Consider the following 16,424-nt stretch of genomic DNA (forward strand, 5'->3'; position numbering starts at 1 on the left):
CCTTTCCTACGTCTGCAATCCATGGGGGTCAATCGCAGCTTTGTGAGAAATTCGCCCCCTTTGCCATGGCATTTGCGCTGCTTTCCGGCGTAATCTGGCTCGGATTTGGTTTTGCGAGAGTTGAGTGACGATGAAGCGAATTCTACGTGCCCCGGTGGCGATCTTCTTGGCCCTGAGCCTGTCTTGGGCCAGCCTTGCGCGGGCGCAATCGGCGGAGGATATCGTTTGGGTCCAGATCGAGGCGCAGCCCTCATTGGCCGAAGCCACCGATCGCGCGCGCGCCTATGAGACCCTGTTGGATGACGTGAATGGCTTTTCCCTTGGCGGCGGTTGGTACGGCATCGCCGTGGGCCCCTACCGGCGCGAAGATGCGGAACTGGTGCTGCGCAGCTATGTGCGCGACGGTCTGGTGCCGCGTGACAGCTTCATCCAGCAGTCCAGCCGTTTCCAGCAGCAGTTCTGGCCCGTGGGCGACAACGTTCTGGAAACCGGCGTGATCGATGCCCCCGTGGGTGTGGATGGCGGTGAGCCAGAGGAAGCCGCAGCGGGCAGCACCACCCCCGATGTCACCACAACCCCGCTCGACGCGACAACGACCGAAGGCGAGATTGAAGGCGAGACTGAGGGCGAGATTGAAGTCGCTGAGGCAGAGGCCGAAACCGCTCCGGCCCCCACCCCGCCAGAGCCGGATGAAACCCCGGCAGAGGCGCGCCGTTCGGAACGCGCCCTCTCGGCGCAAGAGCGCAAAGACCTGCAAATCGCGCTGCAATGGGCCGGTTTTTACGACGCCGCGATTGATGGTGCCTTTGGCCGGGGCACCCGCGCCTCTATGGGGGCGTGGCAGGCGGCGAACGGATATGACCAGACTGGCGTGCTGACCACCCGACAGCGTGCCGCGCTGATCGCACAGTATAATGCCGTCCTTGATGGTTTGGGCCTGCAAATGGTGCGCGATGAGAAAGCCGGGATTGAGGTTATGATGCCCACGGCTGAGGTCGAATTTGCCCGCTACGAGCCGCCCTTCGCCCATTACGACACCAGCGGCAACATCGGCGCACGGGTGCTGTTGATCAGCCAGCCCGGCAACCAAGATACGCTCTACGGTCTCTATGACATCATGCAAACGCTTGAGATCGTCCCCTTGGATGGCCCCCGCGAACGCAAGCGCAACTCCTTTGAGTTGATCGGGGAGAACGGCAGCATCATCAGCCAGACGCAGGTCTCGCTGGAGAACGGTCAGATCAAAGGGTTCACCCTGATCTGGCCCGCCGGGGACGAAGACCGCCGCCGCCGCGTGGTGGCTGAGATGTCCAAAAGCCTGACCCGCCTGCCCGGCGTGTTGGACGCCGCCGCAGGCAACAGCGACGCGCAGGCGATTGATCTGGTCGCGGGTCTGCAAATCCGCCAGCCCAAGATCGCCCGCAGCGGCTTTTTCATCGACGACAACGGCGCGGTTGTCACCACCAGCGAAGTGGTCGCCTCTTGCTCCCGTGTAACACTGGACGCGGATACCGATGCCACAGTGGTCGCCACGGATGCGGCACGCGGCCTTGCGCTGCTCAAGCCTGAAAGCCGCCTCGCCCCGCTGGCCGTGGCCGAATTCAGCAACGGTGCGCCACGTCTGCAATCGGAAATCTCTGTCGCAGGCTACTCCTACGAAGGGGTGCTGAGTGCTGCGACCCTGACCTTTGGCGCGCTGTCGGACCTCAAGGGGCTGAACGGGGATGAAAACCTCAAACGCCTGTCGGTCAACGCCCAGCCCGGTGATGCCGGGGGGCCGGTCTTTGACGAGAATGGTCATGTGGTGGGCATGTTGCTCCCCCAGACGGAGGCGGACCGCAAACTGCCCGAAGACGTGAGCTTTGCCCTTGATGGTAGTGTGATCCTCAAGGCGGCACAGGACGCAGGGCTGGACAGCAAGCAGGCGCAGGGGGCCACGGGCCCGATCGCGCCGCGCGATCTGACGCTGCGTGCGCAGGGCATCACGGTCTTGGTCAGCTGCTGGGAATAACGCGGGGGCTCAGCCCCAAGCGACAAAGACAAAGGGCGGTGCCATCGGCGCCGCCCTTTCGCGTTTCAGGCGCGCCAGAATTTCGCGGTGAACATGACGTAGACCGCCAGCAATTCCAGCCGCCCGATCCACATGGCGATGATCAAAATCCATTTCGCCGTGTCGTTGAGGCTGCTGAAATTCCCCGCAGGGCCGATGATCTCTCCCAGTCCCGGGCCGATGTTCGCCAGTGCCGCCGCTGCGCCCGAGACGGAGGTGACGAAATCCAACCCCGTCAGGCTCAGCGCGACCGAGATCAGCCCCAGCGACACCACGAAGAACATGAAGAACGACATCACCGAGCTCAGCACGTCCGCCCCCACCGGGCGGCCATCATAGCGCGGGGTAAAGACGCCATGGGGCGAGCGGATCCGCCGCAACTGCGCGCGGATCGAGGCAAAGAGCAGTTGATAGCGGAAGACCTTGATCGAACAGGTGGTTGAGCCCGCGCAGCCGCCGATCAAGCCGATGAAAAAGAACAGCGCCACGGCAAAGCTGCCCCATTGCATATAATCTGCCGAGGCATAGCCGGTGCCGGAGATGATTGAAGTGATGTTAAAGACCGCCTCGCGCAAGATCCGCTCGGACTCGTAGGTCGTGCCGCTGCGCAGGACGAAAAAGACAATCACCACCAGAAAGGTCAAGGTCATGAAAAAGCCGCGCACCTGCGGGTCGCGGTGCAGGGCCACGGGGTTGCCGTTGATAAGCTGCACATAGCGCACGAAAGGCAGGGCTGCGAGGATCATAAAGATCGCCGCGACATATTCGGCGGGGCCAGAGAAGGTGCTGAACGAGGCATCGTAGTTAGAGAACCCCCCCGTCGACACAGTGGTCAGCGCATGAACCGTCGCGTCGAAGGTGCTCATCCCGAGGGCAAGATAGCTCAGCATACAAGCCAGCGTCAGCCAAAGGTAGATCACCGAAATCTGAGTCGCGATTTGCCCCGCGCGGGGCAGGATTTTTCCAAAGGTGTCAAAGGATTCAGATTTGAAAATCTGCATACCACCGACCCGCAACTCGGGCAGGAACACCATGGCGACCACGACGATACCGATGCCGCCCAGCCATTGCAGAATACCGCGCCAGATCAGCAACCCCTTGGGCAGGTCTTCTAACCCGGTCAGCACCGTGGCCCCGGTGGTCGTCAGCCCCGACATCGCCTCGAACATCGCGTCGGTGACGCTGGCATCGGTCGCGCCCAGCACGAAGGGCAAGGCCCCGAACAGCGGCAGCATCAGCCAGACGCCGGTGGTGAGCATAAATGTCTGTTGGATGGTAAGCCCTTCGCGGACCCCATTGGCGCTGGCAAGGGCGATCATACCGCCACCCAACGTCGTGATCAGTGCGCTTTCGACGAAGACCCACCAATGGCCCCGGCCCTCGGCCAGATCGACCAAGATCGGGATGATCATGGCAAGGCCAAGCACGGCCACCAAAAGGCCCACGACATATCCGACAGGTCGTATATCCAACATGGGCGCAGCGTTGGCTTGGCCGCTCGTCGCTGTCAAGCCGAGACGGGACCGGGGCGCGATTTGGCCCCGGTCCGTGTCGTCTTAGATGTAGTAGAGGTCTTTGAAAACGTGGTGAACGATGTCGTCACGCTTGATGCCCATGGCGGACAGTTCTTCGTCGCTTTTCGCTTGCAGGCCTTGGACCTGCTCAAAACGGCGGTGGGCGGTGGAGCCCACCATGATGCCATGGCCGATCCCCGCAAAAAAGCGACGCAGACCGGCGCCGGCGCGCCGCAGCCCTTCAAAGGGAGAGACGGAGTGGGCGGGATGAGCAGTGCTCTGGTAGGTCATCTGATTGCCTTTGCAATTTCCAGTATTTCGATGACCGCTAGATAGGCAATGCTGCGCCGCAGCAGAACCGACGTTTTCGCATAGCCGCTGGTCGGGACTTGCAGGGCTGACGGGGCGACAATCGCCATATCTGCGCTAAGTCACCCGGAATGCCCCGCAAAGGGGCGCGGCGCGGGACGCGGACAACCATCGCGCGATTGCCGCGCAGCGCCGGGTCAGCCCACGTGAAAGAGCGTGTTGAAAAGCTTGGGGTCGATGCTCTGCGCCGCGAAGGTCTCGCCTTGGGTCAGCACGCTGATCGCATCATGGCTGTGCAAGCTTTCTTGATGGCTGGCGACGATGCGGAAATCCCCCACCCGTCCATCGGCCAAAAGCTGTTCACAAAACAGCCGCGCGGCATCCTCAACAAAGATCGGATTCGCGGCGTTGAGTTCGGCGAACGCCTGTTCGTCCTCGCGCTTGACCATGACCTGCGTCTCGGTCGGCACGGCGCGGCGGCAAATCTCGATGAGGTCTTCGAACCACAGGCAATCGCCCTCGTCCTGCGTCTCGACCGAAATGCGCGCCACGGAGCGCTGCGAATGCGGCGTGGCCAATTGCCCCCGCGTTTCCCGCGCATGTTCGCTGAGTTCCAGCGAACAGGGGCAGGTGCTGGAATAGACGTAATCGAGATGCACGATCTTTTTGCGCTCTCCGTCCTGCTCAACCAACTCCAGCGCGATGTCGTAATACTGATAGCCCGTCAGCCCCGAGCGCAGGCTGGCGATCTTCATCGGAAAAGAGAATCGCATCTGAATCCGTGCGTCCAAGCTTTCGAGATCGGTCTTATAATCATCCAGCGCCGCTTCGATCACCTCAAAGCTAAAGGTCGCCTCCGCATGGCGGTAAAAGCTTCGCATGATGCGGGACATGTTGATGCCCTTCTTTTCCGCATCAAGCGACACCGAACCGGTCACAGAGGTTTCCAGCCGCATATCCCCGCCCTCACGGCTGCGATAGCGGATCGGCAGGCGAAAGTTCGAGATGCCGACATGCTGGATCAACTGCTGCGCGCCCCGGATCAGGCTGGAGGGGCCGTTTTGCAAATCAGGCAAGCTCGCGCGGTAGTTGTCACCCGCGGTGAAGTCTTCGGGGTAGGCACGGCTCAGCGCCGGGTAGTCGGCGGGCGCGAGCATCCGCGCCATCGCCGGGTCAAGGGCTGCAATCTCTGCCGGGGTGGCCGTTTCGGCCCAAGCGCGCAGGGTGGCGAGCGCAGCCTCCGCAGCGCTTCGATCCGGTGTTTCGGACATCTCAGTCACGATGTTCATTGCGCGGCCCTCCGGTCTGTCATCCTCAATGTATGATGCGCGGGGCCAAAATGCCACCGCGCCTGCGACACATCAGGTCAGGCTTGCGCCGCCGCGTCCAAGGCTTGCAACAGATCGGCCTTGAGATCGCCGGTATATTCTAGCCCCACGCTGACCCGCACGAGGCCCGGCGTAATGCCCAAAAGGTCTTTGGTTTCCTGCGGCAAACGCTGGTGCGTCGTGGTGGCCGGGTGGGTCACGATGGTCTTCGCATCGCCAAGGTTGTTGGAAATCACCCCCACCTGCAGCGCATTCAGGAACGCGAAAGCAGCCGCTTTGCCGCCCTTGAGGTCAATCGAGAGCACGGTGCCCCCTGCCCCCATCTGCTTCATCGCAAGCGCGTTTTGCGGATGCGCGGAGAGGCCGGGGTAAAGCACCCGCGCCAGTTCGGCGTGGCCCTCCAGCGCTTCTGCCAATTCCTGTGCGCTGGCCGCCTGTGCCCGCACCCGCAGGTCGATGGTTTCCAACCCCTTGAGCATGATCCACGCGGTGAAGGGGCTCATCGAGCCGCCGGTGTGTTTCATATAAGGCTCAAGCGTGCCACGGATGAAATCGCGGCTGCCCAGCACCACACCGCCAAGCGCGCGGCCCTGCCCGTCGATATGTTTGGTCGCCGAATAGACCACCACATCCGCCCCCTGCGAAATCGCGCGGGAGAATACCGGCGTGGCAAACACGTTATCGACCACCACCAGCGCGCCCTTAGCATGGGCCAGCTTAGCGACGGATTCGATGTCGATCACCTCAAGCGTGGGGTTGGCAACGGATTCAAAGAACACCGCGCGGGTGTCATCCCGGATCGCCGCCTCCCATGCGCCCAGATCGCTGCCGTCGACGAAGGTGACCTCAACGCCATAGCGGCCAAGGATTTCTTCGAGCACATAGATACAGGAGCCGAAAAGCGCCCGGGCCGACACCACATGATCGCCCGCCTTCAGCATCGAGATCAGCGCGCCCGACACCGCCGCCATGCCGCTGGCGGTGGCGAATGCGTCTTCGGCCCCTTCCAGCGTGGCGATACGGTCTTCGAACATCGCGACCGTCGGGTTGCCGTAGCGGGCATAGATGAACTCATCCGGGCCAGTTTCCTCGAACCGGGCCTCGGCCTGTTCGGCACTGTCATAGACGAACCCTTGGGTGAGGTAGATCGCCTCGCTCACCTCGCCATATTGGCTGCGGCGGGTGCCTGCGTGGATCGCTTGGGTGCGCGCGTGACGGTCGTTGCTCATGTATCTCATCCTTCCGGCCCGACCTTGCGGGCATAAAAAAACCCCAGACGCGGCCAAGCGAAAGGGGGTCTTTCATCCTGACCTTTTAGCGGCATGTTTAACGTGGCCCACAATCCGGTAACAAATCGCCACGCGGGGTGGATTACGCCGCGCGACGCTGCAGGTCAACAGTTTCGCGCGGGCATGGTTTAAATTCGGGTCAGCTTTGATCTTTCTTCTCGCCGTAGGCTTCGAACAGCTTGCCCTGCGCCATGAAGAAAACGAAAATCGCCGCCGTCAGGCCGAAGGTTTTGAAATAGACCCATGTGTCGGTCGAAAAGAACCGCCAGATCAGCTCATTCGCCAACGCGAGGCCAAAGAAGAAAAACATCAGCCGCTTGGTCAGCAGCATCCAGCCCTCATCGCGCAGGGGCATCATCTCTTCCATGACGTATTTCAGATAGGACTGCCCGCGCAGCAGGCCAACCGCCAAAAGGCCGCCAAAGAGCACATAGATCAACGTCGGTTTCATCTTGAAAAAGCGGTCGTCGTTCAGCCAGACCGACAGCCCGCCAAAGATCACTACCAGCACCACGGTGGCGACCTGCATCCGGCTCAGCTTGCCCGTCAGCGCCCAGAGCGCGCCGGTCGACAGCACCAGCAAAGGCACGAACATCGCGGTGACGACGATGAAGCCATCGTACTCCGTGCCGCCGAAGGTATAGGTATTATCCTTCAGCCACAGATAGGCGACGAGGAAGGCCAACACCGGCCCATATTCCAAGCCTGCACGCAGCATTGGGTTGATCTCTCTTGGTTCTGACATGCCTGTTCCTTCAGCCGCCCATTTCAACAATCACCGCCCCGGCCGCGATCAACGCCATCAGCGCGACGCGGCGCGGGCCGACGGTTTCTTTCAGCACCAGCACGCCGATCAGCGCGGCAAAGACGGTCGATGTCTCGCGCAGCACTGCCGCCTCGCCCACCTTATCAAGCCGCGTGGCCAGCATGACCGACCCAAAGCTCGCAAAAGCGATAAACCCGCCGATCACGCCGCGCAGCATCAGCGGCGCGACCTCGGGTGGGTTCTCCATCCGGTGCCAGCGCCGCCATGCAATCACCGGCATCACCAACCCGTCGATCATGAAAAACCACGCGAGAAAGGTAAACGGGTCCGCCGTGGCGCGAATGCCATAGGCGTCATATGTGGTGTAAAGCGCCACGAACAAGCCCGTCAGCACCGCAAGCCCCAAGGCCGCGTGCAGCGTATCGCGCGCCGCGACCAGATTGCGCAGATTATAAACCGCCAGCCCGAAGATACCGCTCAGCAGCACGGCCACACCCAGCCACTGCACCGCGTTGAAGCGCTCGCCAAAGATCAGATAGGCGCCGACCACGGCAAACAGCGGCCCCGTGCCGCGCACCACCGGGTAGACCACCGTATAAGCACCCTTGGTATAGGCCCAAGCCTGTAACAGTTTATAGATCACATGGATCACGAAGGCGCCGAGGAAGATCAGCCACATATGCGGCTCGGGCCATGGCACGACGAACAGCGCAAAGGGCGCGGCCATCACACCATAGGAGACATCAATCGCCCCGCGCGTGAGCCACGGATCATGCCGCCCCTTTTGCAGCGCGCCAAAGACCGCATGCAAAAAGGCCGCCGAAAGCGCCAACCAAAGCGCCGCGGTATGGCCCGCGGGCGTGCCTTCGATCGACAGGATCCATTCGGTCATCGCGGAACCACCACAGCGGCGAGAGGTTTATTCCTCAAAACCTTTATCACCAACGGAAATTCCATGTTTGAAAGCCTGCTCGCCGACCTGACCAACAGTTTTTCCAAAGTGCCCGTCACTGTCGCTGCCGCGCGGCTGCTGATGGCCGCGTTTCTGGCGGGCGTTGTGGGGTTTGAGCGCGAGCGGCGGGACAAGCCTGCGGGGCTGCGCACACATATCATGGTGGCCATCGCGGCCTGCCTGTTCATCATCATCGGGCAAGAACTGGGCAGTCTGGAGTTCGGAGAGGGCGACCAGATGCGCTTTGATCCGCTGCGTTTGATCGAAGCGGTCACGGCGGGCGTCGCCTTCCTTGCCGCGGGGATCATTTTCACCTCCAACGGCGAAGTGCGCAACATCACCACCGGCGCGTCGATGTGGTTGGCCGGTGCCATTGGTCTTGCTTGCGGCGCGGGGCAGATTTTGCTCGCCTGTCTTACGGCAGGGATTGTGGTCAGCGTTCTGACGGTATTGCGCTGGATCGAGCGAAAGCTCGGCACCCACGAGTAATCAGAGCCGCCGCGCAGGGCGACCAAGGCGTCGCTAGGCATCCGTACCAACCAATGCGGCGGCAAATTCATCGGGATCAAACGGGGACAGATCGTCAATCTGCTCGCCCACACCCACCGCATGGATCGGCAGACCGAAACGATCCGCCAGCGCCACCAGAACGCCCCCCTTTGCGGTGCCGTCGAGTTTGGTCATAACCAGACCGCTGACGTCGGAAATCTCTTGAAAAACCTTCACTTGGTTCAGTGCGTTCTGCCCGGTCGTCGCGTCCAGCACCAATAGGGTGTTATGCGGCGCGGTCTCATCCTTCTTGCGGATGACGCGGACGATCTTGGCCAATTCCTCCATCAGGTCGCCCCGGTTTTGCAAACGGCCTGCGGTGTCGATCAGCAGCAAATCGGCGCCTTCCTCCTGCGCGCGGCCCATGGCGTCGAAGGCAAGGCTGGCGGGGTCGCTGCCCTGCGCTGCGGTCAGCACAGGCACCCCTGCGCGTTCACCCCAGACCTGCAATTGCTCCACCGCGGCGGCGCGGAAAGTGTCACCGGCGGCGATCACGACCTTCTTGCCCGCCGCACGAAATTGCGAGGCCAACTTGCCGATGGTCGTCGTTTTGCCCGAGCCGTTCACGCCGACCACCAGCACCACCTGCGGGGTCTTGGAGTAGATCGGCAGGGGCCGCGCCACAGGCTCCATGATGCGGCTGACTTCGCTGGCGAGCAGTTGTTTGATCTCTGCCACTGACAGTTTCTTGCCAAAGCGCCCTTCGGCCATGTTGGCGGTGACCCGCAAGGCCGTATCGACGCCCATGTCGGCGCTGATCAACAACTCTTCGAGCTGTTCGAGCATCTCGTCATCCAGCGCGCGGCGCACAACTGGCTGCGCTGCGCTGCGGCCCATCAGACGACCCAGAAGGCCCGGCTTCGCAGGGGCGGCCTCTGCTTCGTCGAGCGCAGGCGCGACCGGGGTCATGGCTTGGCGCAGGTCCACGGCGGGCGGCACTTCGTCGGGGGCCGGAGCGGGGACTGGATCGACCGCTGGCGGCACCTGCTCGGGTTCGGGCGTGGGCTCCGGGTCTGCGGGCTCAGATGGCACCGCTGGCGCGGGCTGAGGGGTGGGCTCGGGAATGGTGACGGGCTCGGGCGTCGGCTCGGGCGTTGGTTCTGGCATTGGAGCGGGTTCGGGGGTTTCCTCCTCCTGCTCAGCTGCCAACATCGGGCCGCTGTCGTCCTGCCCATCGGGCATCACATCCGACGCCGCGCCGGGCTGGTCCATCACCGCATCCACGGGGGCCGCTTCGGCCTCCGTTTCGCCGCCATCGCTGACTATCGCCTCTAGCCCCTCGTCGATCTTGGACGAGGATTTGAACAAGCGGTCCTTGAGCTTCGTGAAGAAGGCCATCGGCGTCTCCCATGCAGTTTCGTCTTGATCTATAGGCTTGCCCGCGCAGATGGAAGAGCGCCTAGGGCAGATCAAGGCAACCGAGAGGGGCCGCGGTTAGATTTCGTCAGAAAAATGCTTCATCACCAGCCGGATCGGGTTCGGCGCCGCCTGCCCCAACCCGCAGATTGAGGCATCAACCATCGCGGTCGACAACTCCTCCAGCAGCCCTTGATCCCAGCGGTCTTCTTGCATCAGCTTGACCGCCTTTTCGCAGCCCACCCGGCAGGGCGTGCATTGGCCACAGCTTTCATCCTCGAAAAACCGCAGCATGTTGAGCGCGGCCGCGCGGGCGCTGTCATGTTCCGAGAGGACAACCACCGCCGCCGAGCCAATAAACGACCCATGCGGTTGCAGCGTGTCGAAATCGAGCGGCACGTCATCCATCGAAGCAGGCAACAGGCCAGAGGACGGCCCGCCCGGCTGGTACGCCTTCAGCACATGCCCCTCGGCCATGCCCCCCGCCGCCGCGATGATATCGGTGATGGTCGACCCCGCAGGCAGCACATACATCCCCGGCTCCGCCACCCGCCCCGAGACCGAGTAGCTGCGCAGCCCCTTTCGACCATTCTTTTCGGTCGCGTTCAGCACCTGCGGCCCTTCGCGGCAGATGCGGGCGATCCAATGCAGTGTTTCCACGTTATGCACCAATGTCGGGCGGTCAAAGACCCCCACCTGCGCCACGTAAGGCGGGCGGTGGCGCGGCAGGCCGCGTTTGCCTTCGATGCTCTCAATCATGGCGCTTTCTTCGCCACAGATATAGGCGCCCGCGCCACGACGCACATCCACAAAACCGGGGGCGATTACGCCTGCATTCTCCAGCGCCGCAATCTCGCGCCGCAGAATTTCCAGCACCGCCGGGTATTCGTCACGCATGTAGAGAAAGACTTTTTCAGCCTCGACCGCCCATGCGGCGATCAACATACCTTCGAGGAAAAGATGTGGTGTACGCTCAAGATACCAGCGGTCCTTAAAGGTGCCCGGCTCGCCCTCGTCACCATTCACCGCCAGATATCGCGGACCCGGATTGGCCCGCACGAATCCCCATTTCTTGCCCGAAGGGAAACCAGCCCCGCCAAGCCCGCGCAGTCCGGCTTCTAGCAGTTGTTCTTGAACCGCTTCCCAATCACCGCCCGCGCGCAGGTTCAACAGCGCCTCGTAACCACCTGTATTCTGGTAGCTTTGATAAGGCTCATAGTCCGGCAATTGGGCATGCGTGTTTTGTGCTGCAATCGCCGCCTGAACCTTTTCGGGCGTTGCGTGGTCGATATGATTGTGGCCCAGTTCCAGCACCGGCGCGGTGTCGCAGCGCCCCATGCAGGGCGCGCGCAGCACGCGGACCTCGGCAGGGTCCAGCCCCTCCTCCAGCGCCGATTTCAACGCCTGCGCCCCGGCGAGTTCGCAAGACAGCGAGTCGCAGACACGGATGGTCAACGCGGGCGGTGGGGTTTCGCCCTCTTTCACCACGTCGAAATGCGCGTAGAAACTTGCGACCTCATAAACCTCGGCCATCGATAGGCGCATTTCTTCTGCCAAGGCACGCAGATGCGCGGCTGAGAGATGGCCAAAGCGGTCTTGGATCAAATGCAGAAACTCGATCAGCAGGTCGCGGGCGCGCGGGCGGTCGCCCAACAGCGCGCGAACTTCCTCCCAAGGCTCGTCCTGCACCTGCCGCCCCTTAGGGTGATGCCGCCCCTTGCCCTTGCCGGATTTCCAGACGCCCTTTTGCGGTTCCTGCCCCGCCGCTTTACCGTGATCATCCAGCGCCATGTCGCTTCCCCCCGCCTTGCTTTCAGCAGTCGTAGCAAATCAAGGCACAGCCCGGCGATCAAAAAGCGACAATCGCGCGGGTGTTTGCGTTGTGCGCGGGCCGCGCGGCGGGCAGAATGGCCGGATGCGCCGCAAGGCGGGTCATGAGGAGGGGAAAACACGTGCTGTGGTATGTGATCGCCAGTTTGACGCCAGCGGTGCTGATCGCCGCCGCCGCCCTTTGGGGCGGAGTTTGGCCCGTGCTGGCGCTGTTGTCGATCACGGTGCATGTGGCCTTCATGGACCGATTGGGCCGCGCGCTGAGCCTTTCCGACAGGTCCGGTCGGGGGCTGACACTGACATTGGCTGCCGCGCATTTCCTGCTGCTGCCGCTCGGGGTTTGGGCGATTGGCGGCGCGCCGCATCTTGAGGGGCTGGACCGTGCGCTGTTCTTTGCCGCCCTCGGTCTGTTTCTGGGTCAGATCAGCAATTCCAACGCGCATGAGTTGATCCACGCATCCCGCCGCCTGCCCCGACGGATCGGCACGGCGGTCTATATCTCTTTGCTGCACGGGCATCACGTCTCGGCCCATCTGCGGGTGCATCATCCCGCCGCCGCCACCCCCGCCGATCCCAATTCCGCGCCCAAGGGCATGGGGTTCTGGCGGTTTCTTCTCAGCGCAAGCTGGGGGGAGTTTCGCGCCGGGTGGCAGGCCGACAACGCGCAGCGGGCGCGCAAGACGGGGGCGAAGGGGCTGCACCCCTATGCAATCTACCTCGGCGGTGCAGCACTGGCCCTGCTCACCGCGCTACTTTTGAGCGACATTTCCGGGCTGTTGGCCTATCTTGGCCTTGCCGCCTATGCACAGATGCAACTGCTGCTGTCGGACTATGTGCAGCACTATGGCTTGCGGCGGCAGCAACGCCCCGATGGCCGGTTCGAGCCGATCGGCCCGCAACACAGCTGGAACGCCCCGAAATGGTATTCCGCGGCCATGATGCTGAACGCGCCGCGCCATTCGGACCACCACATGCGCCCCGCACGCGCCTTTCCGGCGCTGGAAGTGACCGAAGAGATGCCGAAACTGCCCTATTCCCTGCCCATCATGGCGGTGATCGCCCTTGTGCCACCGCTCTGGCGTCGGGTGATGGACCGCCGCGTGGCGCGGTGGCGCCGCGGCTGATCCCACTGGCGCGGGGCGTGGGCTTCTGGCAGGCTGTTGGGATGAGACATACCCTCGCCCTGATCTGCGCCCTCCTGCCCCTGCCCGCCTTGGCCGAGATGTCAGCGGCGGAGTTCGAGGCTTATACGCAGGGCAAAACGCTCTACTACGGCCAGTCCGGCGCGCCCTATGGGGCCGAGGTCTATCACGAGGATCGCCGCGTGCAGTGGTCCTTTCTTGATGGCCGCTGCAAGGAGGGGCGCTGGTATGAGGCCGAGGGGCTGATCTGTTTCGTCTACGAAGACGACCCCACCCCGCAATGCTGGAGCTTCACCGAAAGCCCATCCGGGCTGGTCGCCCGGTTCGAGAATGACCCAACCCAAACCGAGCTTTACGAGGCGCAGGAGCAGAATGACCCTCTGCTCTGTCTCGGGCCCGAAGTCGGGGTCTGACCGGCCTTAGCTTTCGCCTTTGACAGCCAGCCGACCATCCGCAAATTCGATCTCCAACCGGGCGGCGTTCTTTGCGGCCTCGGCGCTGGTCACCACATCGCCATCGCCACGCACCACGGCGAAACCGCGGGCGAGCGTTTCGCGGTAGCCAAGCGTGCCAAGGGTGCGGCCCAAAGCGTCGATCTGGCGGCGACGGCGGTCTTGATCCGCGCGGCCTGCGCGCGCCAACCGGGCGACCACCTCATTCAATCGCTGGTCTTGGCGGGAAAGGTCGCGGAGCAGCACCTCTGGGCGGAAAGTCTGCGTACGGTCGAGCAGCCGTTCACGACGACGCAGGATCTGCCGCTGCAACACCTCGGGGTGAAACCGGTCGATCCTTGTCCCGAGCCGTTCACGCTGCCCTGCCAAGTTGCGTTGCCATGCGGGGTCGAGCCTTGCCGATAGCTGGGCCAGCCGCTGACGATCAGCCTCCAACTGGCGGCGCAGGGTGCCGGGACGCAGGGCACCGGACATATCGGCCAGTTTCACGCGGCGGCCTTGGACGCCTGCGATCAGCGCGGGGGCCAGTTTCTCTCCACCCCGGTCGAGCCTTTGGCGCGGCCCTTCCAGCAAGGTCTCGGCACGCGGCAAGGCCCGCGCCAGATCCCGCATCCGCTGGCCGCGCCGGGTCAGCCCTTGGCTCAGCGCCTGACGCATCCTTGCGCCCTGCCCTTCGAGCCATGCTGCCAGTTCATGCCGCACGGGCACCGCCAACTCCGCCGCTGCGGTCGGCGTCGGCGCGCGTTTGTCAGAAACGAAGTCGATCAGCGTCGTGTCTGTCTCATGCCCCACGGCAGAGATCAGCGGGATCTCCGATGCTGCCGCCGCACGCGCGACGCTTTCCTCGTTAAAGCCCCAAAGGTCTTCGACAGACCCACCACCCCGCGCCACGATCAACAAATCGGGCCGCGGCAATGCGCCACCGGGGGTCAGCCGGTTGAACCCTTCAATGGCGCGCACCACCTCGGGCGCGCATTTCGCGCCCTGTACGGCAACCGGCCAGATCAGCACCTTGCGCGGGAAACGGTCGCGCAGCCGGTGCAGAATGTCACGGATCACCGCCCCCGAGGGCGAGGTCACGACGCCAATGATCTCGGGCAGATAGGGCAGCGGGCGTTTGCGTTCGGGGGCAAAAAGCCCCTCCGCCGCCAACGCCGCTTTGCGTTTCTCCAAGAGCGCCATCAGCGCGCCCATGCCCGCCGGTTTGATATCCTCGATGACGATCTGGTATTTCGATTGGCCGCCAAAGGTGGTGATCCGTCCGGTGGCGATCACCTCCATCCCCTCTTCGGGCTGGGTCTCGAGCCGCGCGGTGACGCCTTTCCAGATCACGCCGGAGATCACCGAACGGTCGTCCTTGAGGTCAAGATAGACATGCCCCGAACGCGGGCGGCTCACGCGGCCCACCTCACCCCGAATCCGGACATGGGCAAACTCACCCTCAATCACCCGCTTGATCGCACCAGAAAGCTCGGTGACGGTAAATTCGGGGCTGTTTGCACCGGGGGCGGGGTCGTCGAACAGATCCATCTGGGCACCTTGTGTCTGTGGGCACCCCAGCTTAGAACGCGGAGCAACGAAGTCCAAGGGAGTGCGCGGCATGAATATCCTGATCCTCGGCAGCGGAGGCCGCGAACATTCACTCGCTTGGGCGGTGATGCAGAACCCCAAATGCGACAAGCTGATCGTGGCACCAGGCAATGCGGGCATCGAGGCCATCGCGCAATGCGCCAAGCTCGACATCATGGACGGCGCGGCAGTGGTGGCCTTCTGCGAGGGCAATAACATCGACTTCGTCATCATCGGCCCCGAAGCGCCCTTGGCCGCGGGTGTGGGCGATGACCTGCGCGCGGCGGGTTTCGACGTGTTCGGTCCCTCCAAAGCGGCGGCGGCGCTAGAAGCCTCCAAAGCCTTTACCAAGGAAATCTGCGACGCCTGCAATGCGCCTACAGCGGCTTATGGCCATTTCACCGACGCCGCCAGCGCCCGCGCCTATGTGGAAAAGCAAGGCGCGCCGATCGTCATCAAGGCCGACGGTCTGGCGGCGGGCAAGGGTGTCATCATTGCCATGACGGATGCCGAAGCCCTCGCCGCCGTAAATGAGATGTTTGACGGTGCCTTTGGCGACGCGGGCACGGAAGTCGTGATCGAAGAGTTCATGGAAGGCGAAGAGGCGTCCTTCTTCGTGCTTTGTGATGGGGAGACCGTGCTGCCCATCGGAACGGCCCAAGACCACAAGCGCGTCGGCGACGGCGACAGCGGGCCCAACACCGGCGGCATGGGCGCCTATTCCCCCGCCCCGGTGCTGAGCGATGCGATTGCCGAACGCGCGCTAAATGAAATCATCCGCCCCTGCATGGCCGAGATGGCGAAACGCGGGATGCCCTATCAAGGCGTGCTTTATGCCGGGTTGATGATCAAAGACGGCCAGCCGCGTCTGGTGGAATACAACGTGCGCTTTGGCGATCCTGAATGCCAAGTGCTGATGATGCGCCTTGGTGCGCAGGCCTTTGATCTGATGCAGGCCACGGCCAAGGGGTCTTTGGCCGAGATGCAGGTCAACTGGGCCGAAGACCACGCGCTGACCGTGGTGATGGCGGCGAATGGCTATCCCGGCGCCTATGAAAAGGGCAGTGAGATCAAGGGGCTGAAAGACCTGCCCGAAGACAGCGCCAATATGGTGTTCCACGCGGGCACCGTGGCGCAAGACGGGGCGATCTTGGCAAACGGCGGCCGCGTGCTGAACGTCACCGCGCGGGGCACCACGCTGGCCGAGGCGCAAGAGCGTGCCTATGCGATGGTCGACGGGATCAATTGGCCAGAAGGCTTCTGCCGCCGCGACATCGGCTGGCGCGCGCTGAGCTAACAGGCGGCGGCTTAGGCCGCC

At 63.1% G+C, this 16,424-nt stretch carries 14 protein-coding genes and 1 riboswitch; of the genes, 5 read left to right on the top strand and 9 right to left on the bottom strand.

Annotated features, from left to right (window positions below; genetic code table 11):
• The first annotated feature begins 130 nt into the window (after positions 1 to 130).
• Positions 131 to 2,011 (top strand): serine protease, encoded by a 1,881-nt coding sequence (locus tag B5M07_RS11525; protein ID WP_120351406.1) that lies wholly within the window; start codon positions 131 to 133, stop codon positions 2,009 to 2,011.
• A 65-nt stretch (positions 2,012 to 2,076) separates the two neighbouring features.
• Here B5M07_RS11525 and B5M07_RS11530 read toward each other — a convergent pair whose 3' ends face one another.
• The 6 genes from B5M07_RS11530 to B5M07_RS11555 all read right to left on the bottom strand — a co-directional run bounded on the left by B5M07_RS11530 (position 2,077) and on the right by B5M07_RS11555 (position 8,148).
• Complete coding sequence (locus B5M07_RS11530) at positions 2,077 to 3,525, bottom strand: TrkH family potassium uptake protein (protein WP_120351407.1); 1,449 nt, start codon at positions 3,523 to 3,525, stop codon at positions 2,077 to 2,079.
• 81 nt (positions 3,526 to 3,606) lie between these two features.
• Positions 3,607 to 3,855: a hypothetical protein gene (locus B5M07_RS11535; RefSeq protein ID WP_120351408.1), complete on the bottom strand. Its 249-nt coding sequence runs from the start codon at positions 3,853 to 3,855 to the stop codon at positions 3,607 to 3,609.
• A 215-nt stretch (positions 3,856 to 4,070) separates the two neighbouring features.
• On the bottom strand, positions 4,071 to 5,162 hold the full coding sequence (gene folE2, locus B5M07_RS11540; RefSeq protein ID WP_120351409.1) for a GTP cyclohydrolase FolE2: 1,092 nt from the start codon (positions 5,160 to 5,162) through the stop codon (positions 4,071 to 4,073).
• A 77-nt stretch (positions 5,163 to 5,239) separates the two neighbouring features.
• Positions 5,240 to 6,430 carry an O-succinylhomoserine sulfhydrylase gene (metZ, locus tag B5M07_RS11545; protein ID WP_120351410.1) on the bottom strand — a complete coding sequence of 397 codons (1,191 nt, stop codon included), beginning with the start codon at positions 6,428 to 6,430 and terminating at the stop codon, positions 5,240 to 5,242.
• A 65-nt stretch (positions 6,431 to 6,495) separates the two neighbouring features.
• A riboswitch (SAM riboswitch) is annotated at positions 6,496 to 6,572 on the bottom strand.
• 57 nt (positions 6,573 to 6,629) lie between these two features.
• Complete coding sequence (locus B5M07_RS11550; protein WP_120351411.1) at positions 6,630 to 7,235, bottom strand: inner membrane-spanning protein YciB; 606 nt, start codon at positions 7,233 to 7,235, stop codon at positions 6,630 to 6,632.
• Between the two features lie 10 nt (positions 7,236 to 7,245).
• Entirely contained in the window at positions 7,246 to 8,148 is a 903-nt protein-coding gene (locus B5M07_RS11555) for a DMT family transporter (RefSeq protein WP_120351412.1), read from the bottom strand.
• A 63-nt stretch (positions 8,149 to 8,211) separates the two neighbouring features.
• Here B5M07_RS11555 and B5M07_RS11560 point away from each other — a divergent pair, with 63 nt between their 5' ends.
• Positions 8,212 to 8,697: an MgtC/SapB family protein gene (locus B5M07_RS11560; protein ID WP_067626987.1), complete on the top strand. Its 486-nt coding sequence runs from the start codon at positions 8,212 to 8,214 to the stop codon at positions 8,695 to 8,697.
• 33 nt (positions 8,698 to 8,730) lie between these two features.
• On the opposite strand, the gene ftsY is transcribed toward B5M07_RS11560, so the two are convergent.
• Both ftsY and B5M07_RS11570 read right to left on the bottom strand, forming a co-directional pair.
• Positions 8,731 to 10,095: a signal recognition particle-docking protein FtsY gene (gene ftsY / locus B5M07_RS11565; RefSeq protein WP_120351413.1), complete on the bottom strand. Its 1,365-nt coding sequence runs from the start codon at positions 10,093 to 10,095 to the stop codon at positions 8,731 to 8,733.
• Between the two features lie 96 nt (positions 10,096 to 10,191).
• Positions 10,192 to 11,904, bottom strand: a complete 1,713-nt coding sequence (locus tag B5M07_RS11570) for an NAD(P)H-dependent oxidoreductase subunit E (protein WP_120351414.1) — start codon at positions 11,902 to 11,904, stop codon at positions 10,192 to 10,194.
• A 161-nt stretch (positions 11,905 to 12,065) separates the two neighbouring features.
• Between B5M07_RS11570 and B5M07_RS11575 the strand changes: the two genes are divergently transcribed.
• Together B5M07_RS11575 and B5M07_RS11580 are read left to right on the top strand one after the other, a co-directional pair.
• Complete coding sequence (locus B5M07_RS11575; protein WP_120351415.1) at positions 12,066 to 13,067, top strand: alkane 1-monooxygenase; 1,002 nt, start codon at positions 12,066 to 12,068, stop codon at positions 13,065 to 13,067.
• Positions 13,068 to 13,108: 41 nt separating this feature from the next.
• Positions 13,109 to 13,498: a hypothetical protein gene (locus B5M07_RS11580; RefSeq protein WP_067625553.1), complete on the top strand. Its 390-nt coding sequence runs from the start codon at positions 13,109 to 13,111 to the stop codon at positions 13,496 to 13,498.
• Positions 13,499 to 13,504: 6 nt separating this feature from the next.
• On the opposite strand, the gene xseA is transcribed toward B5M07_RS11580, so the two are convergent.
• Entirely contained in the window at positions 13,505 to 15,067 is a 1,563-nt protein-coding gene (gene xseA / locus B5M07_RS11585; RefSeq protein ID WP_120351416.1) for an exodeoxyribonuclease VII large subunit, read from the bottom strand.
• Positions 15,068 to 15,137: 70 nt separating this feature from the next.
• On the opposite strand from xseA, the gene purD reads away from it, so the two are divergent.
• Positions 15,138 to 16,403 (top strand): phosphoribosylamine--glycine ligase, encoded by a 1,266-nt coding sequence (purD, locus tag B5M07_RS11590; RefSeq protein WP_120351417.1) that lies wholly within the window; start codon positions 15,138 to 15,140, stop codon positions 16,401 to 16,403.
• Positions 16,404 to 16,424 lie beyond the last annotated feature (21 nt).

It is taken from the genome of Sulfitobacter sp. D7 (assembly GCF_003611275.1).
Lineage (GTDB): Bacteria > Pseudomonadota > Alphaproteobacteria > Rhodobacterales > Rhodobacteraceae > Sulfitobacter > Sulfitobacter profundi.